Consider the following 17508-nt stretch of genomic DNA (forward strand, 5'->3'; position numbering starts at 1 on the left):
TCAACATTTATCAGTGTGGGATTTTCAATTGGATTGATTCAATGGCTACTGAAGAAGTCCATCCTATCGAAGTTGAAGATGACCGCGTGCGGATTACCGAATTTGAAGTGACGGACTCGACGGTTGTGGACTATCTCGAGAACTTCGAGACCAACGTAGAGCGGACAGATGCGTTCACCCAAGCGCTTCGGATTGGTGTGACGACGATGGAACTCGCAGAAACCTCCCAGCAGGAGGAATTCGTTGAACGGAAGTTCAGCGAAATGCAACGAGACCTCCAGACCGAAATCAACCGAGTCGAACAGGAAGTAGAGGAAAGGTTCGGCGATGAGGGAGACGTCCCGAAAATTCTGGACACTCATCTTGGACCTGAAGGCCGTCTCAAACAACAGATTGAGACTGCGTTCAGCGAAGGCGGACCCTTTACCGAACGTCTTGATGAAGAACTGGGCGAGAATGGTGAGCGCATTCAGAAAGCGCTCGACCCCGACACCGAAGGCACACCAACATACCGGCTCAAACAAACGCTTCAAGACGAAGTCCGGTCGCTTCGCGACAAAATCGAAGAAGAGGCAACGGCTGAAGAGACTGAAGCCGAGCTCCGACAGCGAACCACGCTGAAAGGCGACGACTTCGAAGATACAGTCGAGAACATTCTTTCGGACCTCGTCTACAACACTAGTGACGAAGTCGAGTACACCGGTGATACACTCGGTGAACTCAGTGGTCGAAAAGTCGGTGACTTCGTTATCACGCTTAACGACACCGGCCAGCGAATCGTCGTCGAAGCGAAAAGCGACAAAGGATATTCCCAGCGTGATATCAAGGAAGAACTCGCCGCTGCTGTCGAAAACCGAGACGCTGACTATGGTCTCATCGTCTTTGAGTGTGAGTCCTACATACCGAATAAAGTTGGATATTTCCATGAATTCGATACTGAACGTCTTTCAGTCGCACTCAGTGAGTCCAACGAAGATGACGCTGAGCCGGCCTTCCTGCGAATTGCATACAACTGGGCGAAGACACGAGCTGTCCAAGGCTACGTTGACGCAGGGACAGCCTTCGACCCTGAAGCCGTTCAAAACGCGGTGAGTGAGGTTGGTGATTCGATTAATCGCTTCAGCTCGATTCGCACGAAAACGACCTCAATTAGAAAGACAGCGAATGATATTGATGCCACACTGGACGAAATCGAAGGCGAGGTGAAGTCAGAGCTGGCCGATATCCGAACGGAAATCCAGACTGCAGAGTGAAAGACTACGGCCAGCTGGTTAACGCATCTACATTTAGATGTGTAACGAGTGGATGCGATTGAATCTGGACGTCATTGTCGCTAAATACGAATCCGAGGACATTGACACTGGGATTCTCAATGAGATAGCGGTCAGAATCACGAGCATGCATTAGATACTCCATGAGTTCGAGAACTCCACCTGATAGTGTCGACCGGCTGGCTGTGTGTTTTGCTTCGCCGAGAAGGACCGTCTGAAGTTTCCTAGACTCCCCCGTTCTATTGTAGATTTCAACGACGAGGTCCGGCCGGCCAGAGAACAGACTTCTGGGAGTCTTGTGCTCGAGGAGTTCGGCATGGACCTCACGTGCTCGAATTTGTTGGCGAAGGTATGCACTATGTGGTTCTACACGATTCGAATAGACGGGCTCGTGCAGCGTGAGAGTCCCTTTGCTATCATGGTAGACGTCGACCTCCATGTCCACCCCCTGAAAGTGAACTAGCGGCTCACGTTTACTTTTGATGTGACGCAACGACAGGTCCGGGAACGTAGCCTGCAGCCATCGAATCATCCGGAATGTACAGAACAGCTCGAAGAGTGTCTCAACGTCTGGTGCAGCGAGTGTTTGCTCGAGAATGGCTCTGAACGCGGTATCATCCACAGAGCGGTCTTGGATTTTCTGTCGTAAGTCGACAAGCGAAGCAGCCTTGTAGTAGAGATATTTTCGAGATTTGCGAGCTGCGTCAACCATCCGTGGAGTCACCTCCTCGAGCGGAACGGTTGGAATGCGATTCAAGTGAACGTTCGTTTCGAGAAGCCGTCGATACAACGTAATCTCGCCCTCCGACCACGTCGGCTCACGTCGAGACGGATCCAGTTCCGAAATATCGTGCCTGACAATGGTATTGAGATGCTGGAGTAATGACTTCAGGACGAGATTTTGTTTCGTCGCATAGGATGTTTCTTGGGTTCGTGTGACGTAGAGTGTCCTATCTTCCAAGCCCGTCGCTGTTCGAGCTTCAGTCGTTCTTCCCCAATCGATGGCTCCCTGAATACTTCCTCTGCGCTTTTGTTCCACTGCGACGGTCGTCGTCGACACGCGTCTGATCTCTTGAGGTAGCCGTTCGAGATACTGATTGACGCGTGGAGACAGCGCAAAATGAATATCGAGAAGCCGATTGAGATCCGTGATGTTTGATTCGTCGAACTGGAGTGCTTCAGCCAGCACGGATTGATTGATCGCACTCCCCTTGCGGAGATAGGCTGTCAGCTCTGTGAGGCAGGCTTGTACGAGTTCTTCCTTCGAGATTTTACTCATCGGCTGAAGTGACTTCGATCCCGAAGAAGTCGTCCGCCTTTGCGTACAGTGTCTCAAAGTCGAGCGCCGGAGTTACTCTGTCTGCTTTCGTATCCACTGCGCTCTCTGTATTGAGGTCACGGAGCAGTGCCACTTGTTCGTCTGGACGCAGTCCTTCGAGTTGCGGGAACACAAGTGACACCGTCGCTCGAGTGAGTGCGGCCTCGAAATCTCCGTTGTGGGCAGCGACATATTCGGCTATATCCTTGACGATGGATGGGCCGATTGGTCGTTTCTCGTTTATGGTTGCCCACAGAACTGCGATGTCAGCATGGCCTGTTTCGAGTGCTGTGTTGACACTTCCAGCACCGTCGTAATCATTGATCCAGCCGTCAGCATAACCTGCGCCAGATCCTGGCTTCAGCAGTGACGCGCGAATTTCACTGTTCTCCGAGAGCTCTGGGAGGCCGATGTGAATGAAATTGAATCGTCGCATGAACGCGAACGACATCTCATAGAGAGACGCCTTGTCCTGTGTGTTCATTGTCGCCAAAAGCCGCCAGGAGGGCGTCACAGGGTAGATGTTTGGGCTTGACTCTGCGGCTGCCAATCTGTTGTCTTGTGTGTTTGAGTCAACCCATTCGATTTGTACTGCGCCATCGTCGTCGTAAGGGAGTTCGACTGAATCGCCGGAGAGAACCGAGAACAGTTGGCCGAAGGCCTTATCGATATCTGCGCGATTGATTTCGTCGATGATGAGCCAGTCGTTTTTGACTCCGTCGTCGCGGAAACAGCTGAGGAACTGTCGGGCTCGAAACTCAAGTTCGTCGCCTTCGGCAGATCGATTCGGTACGTAGCCTCCAATCGTATCGTACGTCGTCATGTCAGAGGTCGCTGTAACGAACCGATAGCCGTCGACTTGCTCGAGCTCGCTACTTTGTTCAGCGATCGATTTTGCAATCTTGCTCTTTCCTGTCCCAGGTGGTCCGGTCAGGATGACGTGCTTGCCAGAGTTGAGTGATGCTTCAATATCGTGTTTGATCTCTCGAGCATCATCGAAGTAGAGTTTGTCTGGAAGGTCGATCTCGACACGGAGCGGGTCGAGATACTTCGTGAGTGTATCCCGTGAATAGCCCTGAACCAGCCGTTGCAATAACTCCGAAGCGGCTGACGAGTCTATTTCAATCAAGTACCCTTGCTTTGGCGCTAAGAAAAGTGGCAACTGCTCCAGCGAAAGCGTCTCGTCTACAATTGCTTCTGTTAGTTCGGCTTTGGATATCGGATCCTCGACCCGACAGAGATCTACCGGGACCACGTATCGATCTTGGCCATTCAATTTGAGTATGAGTGCAGATTGGAGGACACGAGAGAGTCCGATGAGAGCGCCATCGTAGTAGTGAAAGAGGATATCTCCCGTCTCGAGTTGAGAGAGGTCGTGATGCCAAACATTATCGACGCTTGCACTCACGTACGCGAGGTTGGGCCGTCCCCTGACGCCCTTGATTTCGTCTTCGTCACCCTGATTGACCCAGTAGGTCGATGGGGAGTCGGCACCGTTGGTGATGACCGTCTGAATAAGCTCGTCGATCTCTGTAGTCGGGGTGACGTCCAGTTGATTAATCTCTCTTGTTACCAGCGATCCATTCTCCCAGTCAGAGCCGATGCCTCGTTGATTCGCCTCTAAATTCGGGAGCTCGGGTGTTTGTGTGGCGTAGTCATCGAATAGGTCTATGAAAGTGTCGTACCCATCGTCCCAGATTCCTTTGAGCCGGTCTTCGGGGACCCGGCGGAATCCTCGCATGTCGAAGTTCTGCTTGTAGTCGAGATACTCCCACATCTTGTTTCGAGGGAGATTGAGAAGACGGTAGTTAGTGAGAAAGAAGACGTTCCAACTGGCTCTGTTTTCCCAGATCCACTCTCCAGCGTCGTGACTTCGCAGCTTCTCTGAGACTTCTGCGACGGCAAAGAAGACCTTCCTTCGATAGAAGAGTATGTAGTCACCGACAGAAAGGGACTCGAATTGACTATCATTTCGCTCGCCCTCCGGGACACCCCAGACGCGTTCTTGGGTTCGTTCGCCGAGTTCTGCTGGCGGGTTCAGCTTTGCAGTGAAGTCGTAGGGGGTATGGACCGTTTGTTTGAACCACTCGATCCAGTTGTCCCCGACGGGCTGCATGTAGAGCGATGGCGATGGAGAACTCATCAGATAATCAGAATGAGTGAGTACTGTTTGAAAGCCATTGCGTATCTGGATCGTTCATTGGTAGCAGTAGCTTGCGCTGTAGGTTTTAATTGTATCATCTGTTCTACAAACTTCTTTATATACTGCCTCTAGTCAATGCTGTCATTCTGTGTTGTAGAGGGGATCGCTATGACTAGTTAATAAGTGTAATTTGTAATGCACTATTTTAGTAATTACTAGTAGTAACTTTTTGGTTGGTGTCAGAGGAGATGTACTTTGCTTTGCTTGGACGTTTCTGTTACTAGCCGCGGTGAGATTGTACTAGAAGGTGAAACAGGAAATCCTCTGCAGAGCGACTCGTGAAGCCTTCTCAGTAAGTTTTCCATTACTAACACTGCGAATTCTCTTGTGAACTTGTTAATGCTATAAGCATAATTTCTCCGGAGGTGTGCTTGAATATATCGCCCGGACCTTGATTACGTGGTGAGTGGGAGTGTATTATACTGGGCTTTCCACTGCTCACTATCGGACGGCTACGTCGAATTGTCAGAATTAGACCATAAGCCGAGGCATATAAAGGCTAGTTGTATTTGAATGGACAAATCCGTCGAAATCCCCGAAATCAGCAGATAGAGCGCTTACCACTCCGGAAATAATTGTCGAGTACGACGAATTCAATACGCGACGTGACTAACGTGCTAATAGCTAAACAGGACAAGATAACGCGCCCAACTTCATCTGGATTGGAGCCCTGGAAGTTGGGCGAACGCGAAAGCAGTGAACGCGAGTATGAAGTTCGCGTCTGTCTCAGGCTAGTGCTTGAGATAGTATAATACTTCCTCTTGCGGCATAGCCGCAGGACTGGGAGGCGCTAACTTCTGTTCTTGTATAAGCTGCCAAGCCGACTCCCTCATGAGCCGTATTCGTCTAAGCAGCAAGGCGCAGAAGGGCACGGCAGCCTCCTATCGCAGTGGCCAGCGGTGGGATAGCCGTGTATAACGAGCGCTGAGCTGAAACGGCGAATATGGAAAGTACGCACCTACACAGGAACGTCCAGGTCGTTGAGCTGAGGGTATCTTGCTCAATGGCGGACAGACCTACCCATCCTTCTCCCTTCTATCTATAAAGGGAGGAGGATGGCCATGCCGTAGACGGGAAAAACGAGGACGGGAGAGCCAGCCAGGTCAAACTGGGTTACAGGCGCCTCACAATCGTTTATAGGCATGAACCCTCCTGTAGAGAGGATCCCCGATGCCGTTCTACCGGAATCGGTCTGAAACCCTACGGGAGAGACGCAGAGTCCAACTTACTACTCGGACGCAAAGGCACCGTTCGGTCCAGAGTTCACACTCTGGTTGGCCATGTGCCACAACTACACATACTTATGGAAGACAAAGACGGCGACGGGCCATAGAAGGTCCAACTAACGAAATGACCGCATAGTACGCTAACCAACAACTCAAATCACGCTGGCAGACCAGCCGGTTGTCGTTGACTGCTGGGGGTAATCAAACAAGTACAGACAGTCTATGACCACCGGATTCAAGTCTAATAACTAACATATATGGTATTAAAAACACGATATACAGAGACATCTGTAGAAAACCAAGTTGAACAGCTACTCAAACATCAAACTCCGTCGACGGCCGACCAGGATGCACTAAACGTCCAATCCCGGCGCCAGCTAACAGAGGCTACATATCGCGTGAATGAACTACCGAGCAACTGTTCTGACGCAAACCATCTAGTTCCGACCGCAGCCTCTGTGGATAACCGCGAAGGGACGTGGCGCTATCCGCCGCATATCGAGACTACGGTCTTGGTCGCCGCTGACCAGCTCGAAGATGCCACACTCAATATACGAGGTGGTTTTCATCGCGCTGGCTTCCTCAAATACCGGGAAACACGACCGAACTACACCGGTCCGATTACGAATAGCCCGGACATCGATGTCCCGAGTGCATTCGCAGACGTCGATTTCTGTAGCGAGAGGGTGTCACTTCCGGTAAATTCCGATGGCGATGTCAAATTCGAGGACCGGAGCATTCCGCTCCAAAGCTATGAATTCGACACCTCTGTACCGCTCGCAGCAGCTATGGACGAAGCAGTCACCGTTTCGTCTACCCTCTCACGCGTACAAGAGACAATAAAACTCTATGACGAGGACGACGACACTACGAAAATTGCGGACGTCAATGACCGCGGTGAAGTAGAACGAGCGGTTGACGAGACACCGTACACCGGTGATAGCAATGCACGAGCGGCGTATATCACGCTCGAGCGTGGACAAATCAAATTCAAGCTCGAGGTGTCGATTGAATCGAGTACGACGTACGACGGGTACGCCCGCGTACGTATTCAGCTTCTCAACCAGGGGTCTGGAACGCTTCCGAGACAGAGCTATCGTCTGCATGAGAAGGCAGAATCGCTGTTTAATCCGTTTCTGCACTTCTCTGTAGATGACATCGAGGTGAAATTCCCGGCGCAACAGCACGCTGATGTCCTCAAAAACGCCATTAACAATGGCGATGAGACAAGTCGTCAGGACCGAGAAGAAATAGAGGCCATCTATACACAGACGAACGGAACGCTCACCCGATTAACACAGGATCCGAGTACGTTCGTCATCACCACGTACGGTGTGTTCGACTACCTCCGCGAGGTGCCGAAGGAAGCGTATCGCATCGATGAACTCACTGAGAGTACCGATTCTCTTCGTGCACACCTTAATGCACTCAACGAATCAGAACGTGCGGCGGTCTCCAACAGTGATGGGCTCTTAGAGCTCACCCATGAGGTGCTTTCAGCACTCCCGGATGCATTCGGTCTCGAAGCCACTGATACGCTGTATGCCTTTCAATGGGAAGCAATTCAGCGTCGGATGGTGATTCTGGCGAATGGTGAGCAGGTAACAACGTTACTGAAAGCTCCGACAGGAGCTGGAAAGACAATTCCGTTCATGGTTAACGCGGCGCTGACCGCGCTGTGGAAAGACACACGTGCCGTCCTGGCATTCCCGACACGGTTGCTCAATGAAGATATGAGCAAGCGTGTGACGCGGTTCGTGTATGCGCTCCGGGCGACGTTAGACCGTTCGGATATCGACGCCGGTGTGCTCATCGGCAGTTCCGACCCGATGTACAATTCGCTTACAAAACCGGAGTTAGGCGAGCCGCTCGCACAGTACGACCAATGTCCGGCCTGTGATACAAAGGGTTCGGTCATTGCTGCCAAACCGAACCATCGTGTTGTCGGCCAGTGTACCAACTGTAGTCACGTAATCGACTACGTGTATGGCCCGCGAGAAGCCATCTCGTACCTGCCGACAATCACCGTTGCAACACCGGACAAACTGTGGTATGAAGCGACCGTCCGTGGATACGAAAGCCAGCCGTACGGGAAACTTCCGTTCTTTGGCGGTCGATTCCTGTCATGTGGCCGCTGCGGTGCAGCCGCGTCAGTCATGAGCCCGTATCCGGATCAAAAGAACGTCAAATGCCCGGAATGCAAACACAAGATCCCGTTAGAGGAGGATAACTACGAATACTCCCCGATCGGTCACTGGGTCTTTGACGAAGCACACGGGCTTCACGGCTTCACGGGCACGCTACTATCTATCTTCCTCGAACTTCCGAACCTGCTCTACAGCAAAATTCGAGGGCACAACTACACTGGCGGTGACTATCTGGTAAAGCCGACATTCGAGACAGGTACTGCAACCATCGCCAACGAAATCGAATTGTTGTCTGCAGTAACTCGGACAGACAGAAGCCGAATTGAAGCGATTCCGGCCACTGCCGAATATGGAGACTACTTCAAAATCGACACGGACGCGACGCGTTACCGTGTGTTGGCAATACTGCCGGTAGGAACATCTAATCGACAGTCGGTGCAGCGTGCCCTCATTGCGACACACCACGCCGTCCACGAGGACCAGGCGTTCCGTGACGAGCTGCAAGCAGCACTGGATGCTGCAGGGCGAGGGGCCACCGTCTCAGCTTACGAGTTCCTACTCGGATACGTCTACAAGAAGGCAGATGGCAGAGCGCTTCGGAACAGCATCTCTGATACGAGTGGACAACGTCTCACGAGCGAAATTACGCCGCCGTTCCTCAGCGGGAACACGGACAGCAAAACGATGGGCGAACTCTTTGAGCGCGCACAGAACGGCGAGCTCCCGATGCTGTTGGCCAATCTCGTGATTTCTCTCGGGATCGACATCGAGAACCTCAACAACATGGTGATGCTCGGCGCACCGCGGAAGATGACCGAGCAAGTCCAGACTGCCGGCCGCACTGGCCGTGGAGATACGCCGGGGCACGTAACAATGCATTTGTTACCGTCGAATCCGCGAGATGTCTATCTCTACGGAAATTTCCATCGTGTACTCGGTGACGTTGAAGGGTACTACGAGACATACCCGATACAGCCGACGAACGCCCATGCAGCAGAGCTGCTGATGCCGAACCTGCTGAAGGCCGTGCTTGCGGGGATGTCTTATGACGACTTCGTACTCACCGCTCGTCGGGCATCGGCAGCACTCTCAGACACTGCTACCGAAAACCAGATTCGGTATGACTTGCTTCGCTTGCTGCGGACTGACGATACGCCGAAAGACCTGGTAGCAGAAATCAACCAAACCGTTCAGAACAGACTTCGAGACTACGAGCACAAGTGGGGTCGAATCGACAACACCGTCTATCTCTCCCAGTGGTTCCAGGATCAGGGGAACATGATGTACACGCTCCGCAAGGGGAGCGACCGACACATCGACATTGATGTCGAGCAAGATACGCTGCTTAGCCGTCTCGATCGCGACTACACCGTCACAACGACGAACTAATACAATGACAGTAAACAGAAACCTCTCCGAATTCCAAGCACTGTTCGGCCATCACGACGACTGCTTAATGTCCGCAAATGGCGTTCGACTTCGTGTCGACACGCTTACCGGCTGTACTCCGATGCAGCATGGACCGATGCAGCGATATGTGGCCGAAGCAATAGACGACGCGGAACGCAGGTTCCGTAACCACACCGAACAGCGAGCCGCTCAATGGCGACGACGCTCAAATAGTACCGCTGGAAACCGCGGAAGCGGTGCTGACAGTAATGACACTGCAGCCGATGACAATGCGGCCTCGCAGGCCCTCAATGACCTGCTCGGGGATACTGAAGACGCGGCTGACAGCGCTGACCGACAAGGAAACGATGGAGACGATTCTCGCACTGACGGTGGTGTAAGCGCAACCAATCACACCGACGACCGAACATGGATTGTTCCGCCGTCACGCGTTGAGCTTCTCGAACTCACAGAGGATACGACAGTCCGTGCGTCCGTGTTCCCGCGGACCGTCCGTTGTGATAATTCCAGCTGTGACCACTATGAGCTCATCAACCCGACGAACCGAGGCAAACTGAACTGTCCGGACGGTTGTGGCGGTACACTACGACAGTACCCGATGGTGTTCGTCTGTCCGAGGTGTGCGAACGTCGACCCGTTACAGCCGCAAGGGTCGCGTCTCGATGACGACCACGTTGGAATGCTGCCGTGTGAGGCGTGCAATAACGGCCACTACCATCTGCACCATCGGAGTTCGATGGCAACAGCATCCTTCCAGTGTTCATCCTGCGGCGACAGTCGACGCATCACCCGATACTGTCCGGAGTGTCACATTCCGTCTGACGAAGATGGAAACGGTGGCGTCCCGTCTGTTATGAAACCGACACCGGCGGATGCAAGTAGCATTGTTTCGCCGATGGTCAAGAGCGCACTCTACCTCCAAGACCGGGAAATTTCGTTAGCCGCACTTGAAGACAGTCACAAAACGACTCACGACCCGTACCAGTGGGAAGTGGGCCGACTCGACGAGAGTGACCGCGACGTCCTCTTGGAATTCTGGGGGCTGCGAGACTTGTATACCGTCCGAGATGTCACGAGTCTCACTGCCGTCTATGGGTACCAGACGCGTGTAAGCGCGCAGGGAACAGACCTCTCAGACAGTGAACGGCTCACCCGTACGTTCGATCACCGCGATAATATGAAGCGAGCATATGTTGCTCGGACGAATGGTCGCGGGCTCGTTTTCGACGTAGACACTGACCGTCTATACGCGACCGTCGAAAACGCTGTCAGTGAACTAGACGCCGCCAACTACGACCAGTTAGCAGCCCAAGAACTGGCCGTACTCGATGGTATCCCGGTGAAAGAGCTTGTTGACGACGAACACGACCTCGTCCTCACCCCGCTCCTTCACGCGCTCGAGCATGCACTCTACCAAGCCGCGTCTCAAGAGATTGGGATGGACAACGTCCTCGGAAGTAAACTGCTCATCGAAGACGGAGCAATCGTGTTGTACGAGCGGGAAAACGTTGGATCAGGCGGACTCGCACAACTAACCCTTGATGAGCAGGGAAGCGTGTTAAAGAAGTTCCTCCGAAATGCGGCTGAACAGCTCGCACACTGTGGCCAGTTCTGTTCGAAAGGATGTCCGTCTTGTCTGTATGTGGATGACTTCCACTGTCGGCCGTACCTCCCGTCAGAGGTGAACCGCTGGGTGCCGCCGAACGCACTCTTGAACCGCGAGATTGCAGACGAGTTCATCCATGCGCACTAACGACATCCACACATGGCTTATCGAACGTCTCCGTGAACACGAGACGCTCGACAAAGCGACCATCGAAGGCGTCCTCGGAAGCGACGCTGAGCATGCGTTGTTTTTCCTTGAGTTCCTCGTCACACGCGGCCTCTTGCAATCACAGCGTGAAGCAGACCGTGTTACCTACAGTATTAGCGATAAATCGAAGCTTGACGCTATCGTGGAAAGTTACGGTGGGACAGAGAAGGAAGAATCTGAATCACTGCATACATCAACGACGCCGGAACTGCCTGAAAATACGCAGCTGGTCATCAGTCTCCCGTTGGATATGCAACCGTCGTTCCGTACGCTTCAAGAAGCACATCCTTCCGTCGATGTTCTCGAACTACGCGATGCAATCTCGCGTTTGTTAACGGCCGCGACTTCAGAGGTGCGTCTCGCCGTACCGTTCTTTGAGCAGTCAGGGTTGAACGCGCTCCTCGATGAGGTCTCAACGCTTGCTGAGCGCGGTGTCAGCGTCCAACTACTCACTCGAGACGTCATCGAAGGCGAGGGGTATAACCACGCTAACAAATGCCGTGCCATCGCGAAACTTCGCGATTTGTTTGAGTCACACCGACGGTCTCCGGAGGCGACACTATCGGTTCGCGACTTCGGCCAACGTATTAGAGCACAGCCGACAGGACCGTCACGACACTATCGGGGTGTGCACCAGAAGATGGTTATCGCAGACGGTGTCGGCGCGTACGTTGGAAGTGGTGAAATACGTGAAAACTCATTTCTCACAAACGGTGAAGCAGGCTATCTCACCGTCGAGGAAAGCGAAGTAGTATTCTGGCAGGACTTCTTTGAACTCTTCTGGCAGGATGCTACTCCAGTTGACACAAGCACTGTCGCTGAAATGATGTAGCGTGCCATAGCACGGTGTTTCGTCCGTCTCTGACATCAGCTAGCTGCTCGTTGAGAGAAACTATCATCCAGACTCGTCTGTCGAGCGTTTGCATCGATTCCTGTGTATCGTCGTCCTTTCGATTGTGGTCCTACTTTTCAGTTGCCGTCTTTGTGGTTCTCTATGTTTCATAATTAAGACTGAAACGGAACCAATCAAATAACATTACTGTGCGATTATATTATAGATGATGCGTATCTATCGGGTCGGAGAACGCTACCGAGACAAAGGGCGGAACTACAATACCAGCGACGAGGATGAATTCAATTCATGGCTCTCTCACCCGATTCCAGAGGATGAAAGCGATCTTCCGTATCTAAAGGGGATGCGGGCGCTTCGAAACTTCTCAGAGACCCAAAAGACCGGTGAGTATGCCACGTTCATTCTCGTATCGAGTGATCAAGATGAGACCTATCCTGACGAAATCGACTTAGAAAACGGAGAAATTCGTTACTGGGGTGACGCGAAATACTCCGTCAAACGCGGCACACGGAGCAAAGACCGTTTCTATGGCAACCGACGACTGAAACCACACTTCGATACCGTCAAAGAGTCAGGCAGAGACGTTGCCGCACCCATTCTATTTTTCGAGCGCAAGGAAAGCGGCTATGTGACGTTTGACGGCGTCTGCGTCCTCAAAGCCGTGACTCCCGACCGTAATCGAGAATCTACCGACGATGGCGTTGTGTGGACGCCAAACTATCGCTACCATCTCTCAGTGTTAGACATTCCAGAGATTTCGCTGGAATGGATTTACAACAGAGCAACTGCGGACTCTGATGCAGGCGCTCCCGATGCATGGACCGAATGGAAACAGTCGGAGTCGGCCGACGATACTGACCCAGAAATCAGCACTGAGACAAGTACATCGGGGACGCCCTACAGCTACGAATCCTCCGGGGTGCGAGTCAGCGAGTCGTTTCGAAATCGCGTCTTTGAGCTCTACGATGAGACGTGTGTGCTGACGGAAATGCGCACGCGTCCGCTCGTGACGCTTTCGCATATCGCTCCACGAAGCGAGGCTGTCGAGTATGCAGAAGACGTTACAAACGTGTTCTTGCTGAATTGGACCCATCATATGGCGTTCGATGCTGGCCTGTTTACCATCGATACCGACCTCAGAATTCGAGTAAATCCTGAGTTCAAGACCACAGATGCCCATCTGTTGGCGACACTTCACGAGCGAGATGGTGAAAAAATCACTTTGCCAGAAGACTGCGAGTTCTCAACTGAGCGAATCCGGGAACGGAACGAGGCGCTCGACTGGCAAGTTGATGAACTGAATACCATCTGATGTAGAACACGTACTGTGACTACGTCCCATGGTCAACGCCTCAATTGAACGAATTCATCATGTCTGAATAAGGCACCAACCAACGTCGTTACTCTTCGCGAGAAGGGGTTCTGATTTCAGTCCTTAGATGGAGATAGTCTATACTTCCACCCTTCTGACGTTTCTTCGATACCCTCAATCTCGATTTTATCGAGTTTTCCAGTTCCGGCTAGTGCATAAATTGTTGTATTAACCGCTCCGCGATAGTCATCGGAAACCCGTTTTCGGATGTCACGTGTTCTCACGACTCTCTTATTTTCGTTTAACAGCTCTATGCACGCCCTCTCTATTTCAGAGGTGAGCTCCTTACCACTCATCTTGAATGCACTATGGGCCTTCAAATGTTGGAACTATCTCCTCGGTGCTGAAATGCGTCTGCTCAAGCGTGGCATTTCCTGCAGTTAAACTGACTTCGTACCCCGTTCCATTGCCATCTGGCTCAATATAGAACGTAAACATCCCATCGTGAATTTCGACCTCGAATCCACATGAACCGCGTTTGATATCCGTTGAGAGCATTTCGCTTGCTGTCTCCAGCGAAGCAAGCGGGACATCTTGTGTGATGTCAGGATGGTAAAAATAGATCAATGCAGAGGCCATCTCGGAGTCTGTTTCTGCGTGTGTTTTCAAGATCACTCCACGTCCGTATTCTCGATTCCACACCTCCACTCCCTGCTTTGCAGTATTTTGGTTCATGAATTACGTAGCTAATCGAGCCCTGATAAATTGGTATCTACATTCTACTCACTTTTCTAATAGCGCTCTGTCGACGAACAGGCTAGGGTGCTTTTCCAAGGGTGTAGGGCTACTAGTGTTCCAAATAAGCCTTGAGCCACCGCTGGTCCTGGGAATGAGTTTCGTTTGATCATTATGCCATGCAGTAAGGTCAAATAATATGCCAGACAAGAGATGATATCGATGGACGAGAATTCATATATCTCCTCGGTGAAAGAGCAACTACGAGCGTATGACTTCGATGAACGAGATATCTATCCTCTTAGGTTGATTTCGAAGCCGAGTTTCTATGACACAGAGGAAGTCGGTGTAGACTCGAAAGCGTGTTTCTATAAGCGAGAAAAAAAGCTCACACGGGTCATTGAGCAAGTAGTTTTTATTTTTACAGTTGATGAACCAGAGGTTCAAGCAGTGAAAGATGCGATTAGCGACTGCGTTGGATTTTTCGATTGGTCATCATCAACTGGGATTACTTCTCGAGACCAACGATGGGTCTATCCGCTTCTCATCCCAACTGAAGTAACCAAAGCGATGCGAATCGCTGCAAAGCGAGAAGCAGGCCAGCACGATAGTGAGTTCGTACTACCCGTCATCGCAGACCCACAGAATAACCAGCTCATCTATGACAATCCCTCTAAGACTGGCCAGCTCACAGCACACGGGACAGTAGCGAACAATGCAGAAAACTACTTTGTGATCTAAGAAACCCGGTAGAATGACTGGCACACTCGATGTCGATTGTTATCTACTCTGGACTAGCGTCAGATGTTGAGCCGTCATCCGGACTATTCCTCAACTCACTTGCCTCCGTTTCGGTATCTGAAAAGAGGGACTTCCCACGACTCGTTGATTCGAGATCGCTTTCAGCTACGTGTTCCCTCTCGAGTTTAGCTGGCTGCTCGTCAGTATCGGAGCTCAGTGATACCTTCGACTGTGGATCCGATAGTGATGAGAGTTTGGTGACGCCCGACTCTCCGTCTATACTTTGTGAATATAGTGGCGTTGTATCTAGCGGTTTAGCAAACTCAGGTGGAAGAATACCCACATCTACCAACTGTCTCCGATCCAGAGAACCCACGCCCAGTGTTTGCTTGAGATCGAAGTTCATTCGATACCAGTGTTCTTCTGGATCTACTCGAATCTCAGACGGAGAACTCGTGAACAAAGATGAGTTCCAAAGTGCCTCCTTGCCCCCTGAGATGAGATCATCAAAGAGACGCTCGATATCCCCCAGAACTTGACTTGCTACTTGTGAGTAATCGTCACACTCAGCCAGCTTTTCGACGTAACCTCGTATCTGGGACTCGGGTGGTTGCCAGCTAGTGAGATAGAGTCCTGTTGCGGACCACGATGCGCCAGCTACCGCGAGTCCTGCAGCCTTCAAATAGCCATTCCACGACGCCGTATTGTGAGCAACCCATCCGAAGGAAAAGTTCCTGTCTGAAATGGGTCGGAGCAGTTTGAGCGCAGCAAATCCACTATCTCCAGTAGTGGGGAGATCACCAATCAAGTGCCCAATAGACCCAGCACCGACTGAGTCAATTATCCAGTCCGCTAGGCTGTCTAATGCCTCGATGACATCAGACGCCATTTCCGAGAGCCCCAATTCTTTGGCCGTTGTTTCTCCGAGTTTTCTCGATGCGTGTCTGATTAGATGTGCTGCTGCAATTGATGAGCCCAGAATTGGCAGTGAGTGTAGCTTGTGGTGGTTCCCTTGCTGCATTGGGTGTAATGAACTTCCACGGTCTTGCAGTATATCTGCCTCCAATAAGTCGAATTTGTACGCTACCAACGCACTCAACCCAGTGAACCCCAGTCCAGCAACGGCCATTGGTGCCCTTCGGGAAAGTCTCGTTTTCAGATTCGGTGGGACCGTACTCGAGTTATACTCCCTTCGCACCTCGTGACGGACCCATGCCGTAACAAGGCCTGAACTCAGTCCTGCTACCATTGCTCCGTGCGCGGGTCCCTTCATTGTCACCTCTTCGAGTCAATAAGATATAGTGTTTACTTCAAGGAATATCATGAAGTAGATCACATTCGGGAAACAAAGGAGTTGTTTACCGTTTCAATTGAAGAGCCGATTATAGCCTGAACACACAGATTGTATCTAAATAAATTAGTTATAAATACATGATAAACCAGAGTTGTAATGGAACATGTCTGACTCAACATGGATTGCAGGGGATTCAGATGCGGTAGATGATACAGTCCTCGAAGTTCATCGCCAACATTTACAGGACCACCCATTTGTTGTGGAATACGATTCAGCAGGCAAATACTTTGAACACAAACTCGGATTCGAGAATGTCGCAGAAGCGTACTACGATGTCCCTACATACGCTGCCTTTCGCATTCATACATACGCCCCGCGTGATTACCTCTTACTACAGACGAATCCGGACCTCAAACCGGACAAGGCTAAAGGAGATATCCACTGGTCTTATCCAAGTCTGTCGACAGACTTTGATCAAAGCGTCCTTGCAAACGTCGTCCAAGCAGCAACAACAATTACGCCATATCTGAACGACGGAGACTCAGTCCGTCTTGGATTGAAATGCATTATCGATGCCGTACAATCTGAATACGATATTGAGTTCAAGGGCAATGCTCTTCGACAGGCTGAGTATGAAGAATATCTACAACTCGAGGCTGCACGATCATACAGGAGTGATTCTAACAGTAGCGGTGTGAATCTCAATCGAGGAATTCACAAGGATTTCGCGTACACAAATCGATGCAAATTCCAAGCCGAGGGATCATCAGCTAATCCACAGCAAGCAGACGATGAGTGGTTAGAAGATGAACTCATAGCAGTTGCGCCAAAAGTGGTGTTCGCGCTAGGTGACAAAGCCCGCAGCGGGCTCCGGAACCTCGGATTCGAACCAGTTAGAGAGCAGAATCAATATTCGAGTGGCGAGAATAATCGCATTCTGCGGTATGAAGGCAAACAGCCGAGTCTTCAAGGGACGTCTGCCGTCTGCTTGTACCACTTGGACTATCGAAGCGAGTTGACTACCGATCTTGACGTTCATAAAGCGCTAGGGTCAATAAAACAGACTACGGATTCGACTGAGACCACGGTTAATTAGTAGAGATTGCTGAGGCCTCAGCAGGGTTGATTCTGTTTGCGTTGCTTATTTTCGTCTTTGTCCGGCGAGCAGCACGCTAACTACAGGGG

Annotated in this window: 12 protein-coding genes; 7 read left to right on the forward strand and 5 right to left on the reverse strand. The window is 51.4% G+C overall.

Annotated elements, in window-relative coordinates; translation table 11 throughout:
* Window positions 1–41 precede the first annotated feature (41 nt).
* A complete protein-coding gene (locus tag AUR64_RS01260; protein WP_058580139.1) occupies window positions 42–1253 on the forward strand; it encodes a restriction endonuclease in 1212 nt (403 codons plus the stop codon).
* A 4-nt stretch (window positions 1254–1257) separates the two neighbouring features.
* Here the strand turns inward: AUR64_RS01260 and AUR64_RS01265 are convergent, their stop codons facing one another.
* Window positions 1258–2550 (reverse strand): hypothetical protein, encoded by a 1293-nt coding sequence (locus tag AUR64_RS01265; protein WP_058580140.1) that lies wholly within the window; start codon window positions 2548–2550, stop codon window positions 1258–1260.
* Window positions 2543–4732 (reverse strand): AAA family ATPase, encoded by a 2190-nt coding sequence (locus AUR64_RS01270; RefSeq protein ID WP_082230520.1) that lies wholly within the window; start codon window positions 4730–4732, stop codon window positions 2543–2545. Before AUR64_RS01270 ends, AUR64_RS01265 begins: the two co-directional genes overlap by 8 nt.
* Before the next feature lie 1744 nt (window positions 4733–6476).
* On the opposite strand from AUR64_RS01270, the gene AUR64_RS01275 reads away from it, so the two are divergent.
* The 4 genes from AUR64_RS01275 (at window position 6477) to AUR64_RS01290 (ending at window position 13553) form a co-directional block, all read left to right on the forward strand.
* Entirely contained in the window at window positions 6477–9554 is a 3078-nt protein-coding gene (locus tag AUR64_RS01275) for a helicase-related protein (RefSeq protein ID WP_058580142.1), read from the forward strand.
* Window positions 9555–10311: 757 nt separating this feature from the next.
* Window positions 10312–11328: a DUF1998 domain-containing protein gene (locus tag AUR64_RS20710; protein WP_162265518.1), complete on the forward strand. Its 1017-nt coding sequence runs from the start codon at window positions 10312–10314 to the stop codon at window positions 11326–11328.
* A complete protein-coding gene (locus tag AUR64_RS01285) occupies window positions 11318–12220 on the forward strand; it encodes a phospholipase D-like domain-containing protein (RefSeq protein WP_058580144.1) in 903 nt (300 codons plus the stop codon). Before AUR64_RS20710 ends, AUR64_RS01285 begins: the two co-directional genes overlap by 11 nt.
* Window positions 12221–12446: 226 nt before the next feature.
* A complete protein-coding gene (locus AUR64_RS01290; protein ID WP_058580145.1) occupies window positions 12447–13553 on the forward strand; it encodes an HNH endonuclease in 1107 nt (368 codons plus the stop codon).
* A 116-nt stretch (window positions 13554–13669) separates the two neighbouring features.
* Here the strand turns inward: AUR64_RS01290 and AUR64_RS20300 are convergent, their stop codons facing one another.
* Entirely contained in the window at window positions 13670–13909 is a 240-nt protein-coding gene (locus AUR64_RS20300; protein WP_155120426.1) for a hypothetical protein, read from the reverse strand.
* A 10-nt stretch (window positions 13910–13919) separates the two neighbouring features.
* Window positions 13920–14288 (reverse strand): hypothetical protein, encoded by a 369-nt coding sequence (locus AUR64_RS01295; RefSeq protein WP_058580146.1) that lies wholly within the window; start codon window positions 14286–14288, stop codon window positions 13920–13922.
* A 222-nt stretch (window positions 14289–14510) separates the two neighbouring features.
* Between AUR64_RS01295 and AUR64_RS20305 the strand changes: the two genes are divergently transcribed.
* A complete protein-coding gene (locus tag AUR64_RS20305; protein ID WP_155120428.1) occupies window positions 14511–15029 on the forward strand; it encodes a hypothetical protein in 519 nt (172 codons plus the stop codon).
* A gap of 43 nt (window positions 15030–15072) precedes the next feature.
* Here AUR64_RS20305 and AUR64_RS20310 read toward each other — a convergent pair whose 3' ends face one another.
* Window positions 15073–16050 (reverse strand): hypothetical protein, encoded by a 978-nt coding sequence (locus AUR64_RS20310; RefSeq protein WP_205628355.1) that lies wholly within the window; start codon window positions 16048–16050, stop codon window positions 15073–15075.
* 436 nt (window positions 16051–16486) lie between these two features.
* On the opposite strand from AUR64_RS20310, the gene AUR64_RS20315 reads away from it, so the two are divergent.
* Window positions 16487–17419: a hypothetical protein gene (locus tag AUR64_RS20315; RefSeq protein WP_155120432.1), complete on the forward strand. Its 933-nt coding sequence runs from the start codon at window positions 16487–16489 to the stop codon at window positions 17417–17419.
* Window positions 17420–17508: the final 89 nt, after the last annotated feature.

Source organism: Haloprofundus marisrubri (genome assembly GCF_001469955.1).
GTDB classification, from domain to species: domain Archaea; phylum Halobacteriota; class Halobacteria; order Halobacteriales; family Haloferacaceae; genus Haloprofundus; species Haloprofundus marisrubri.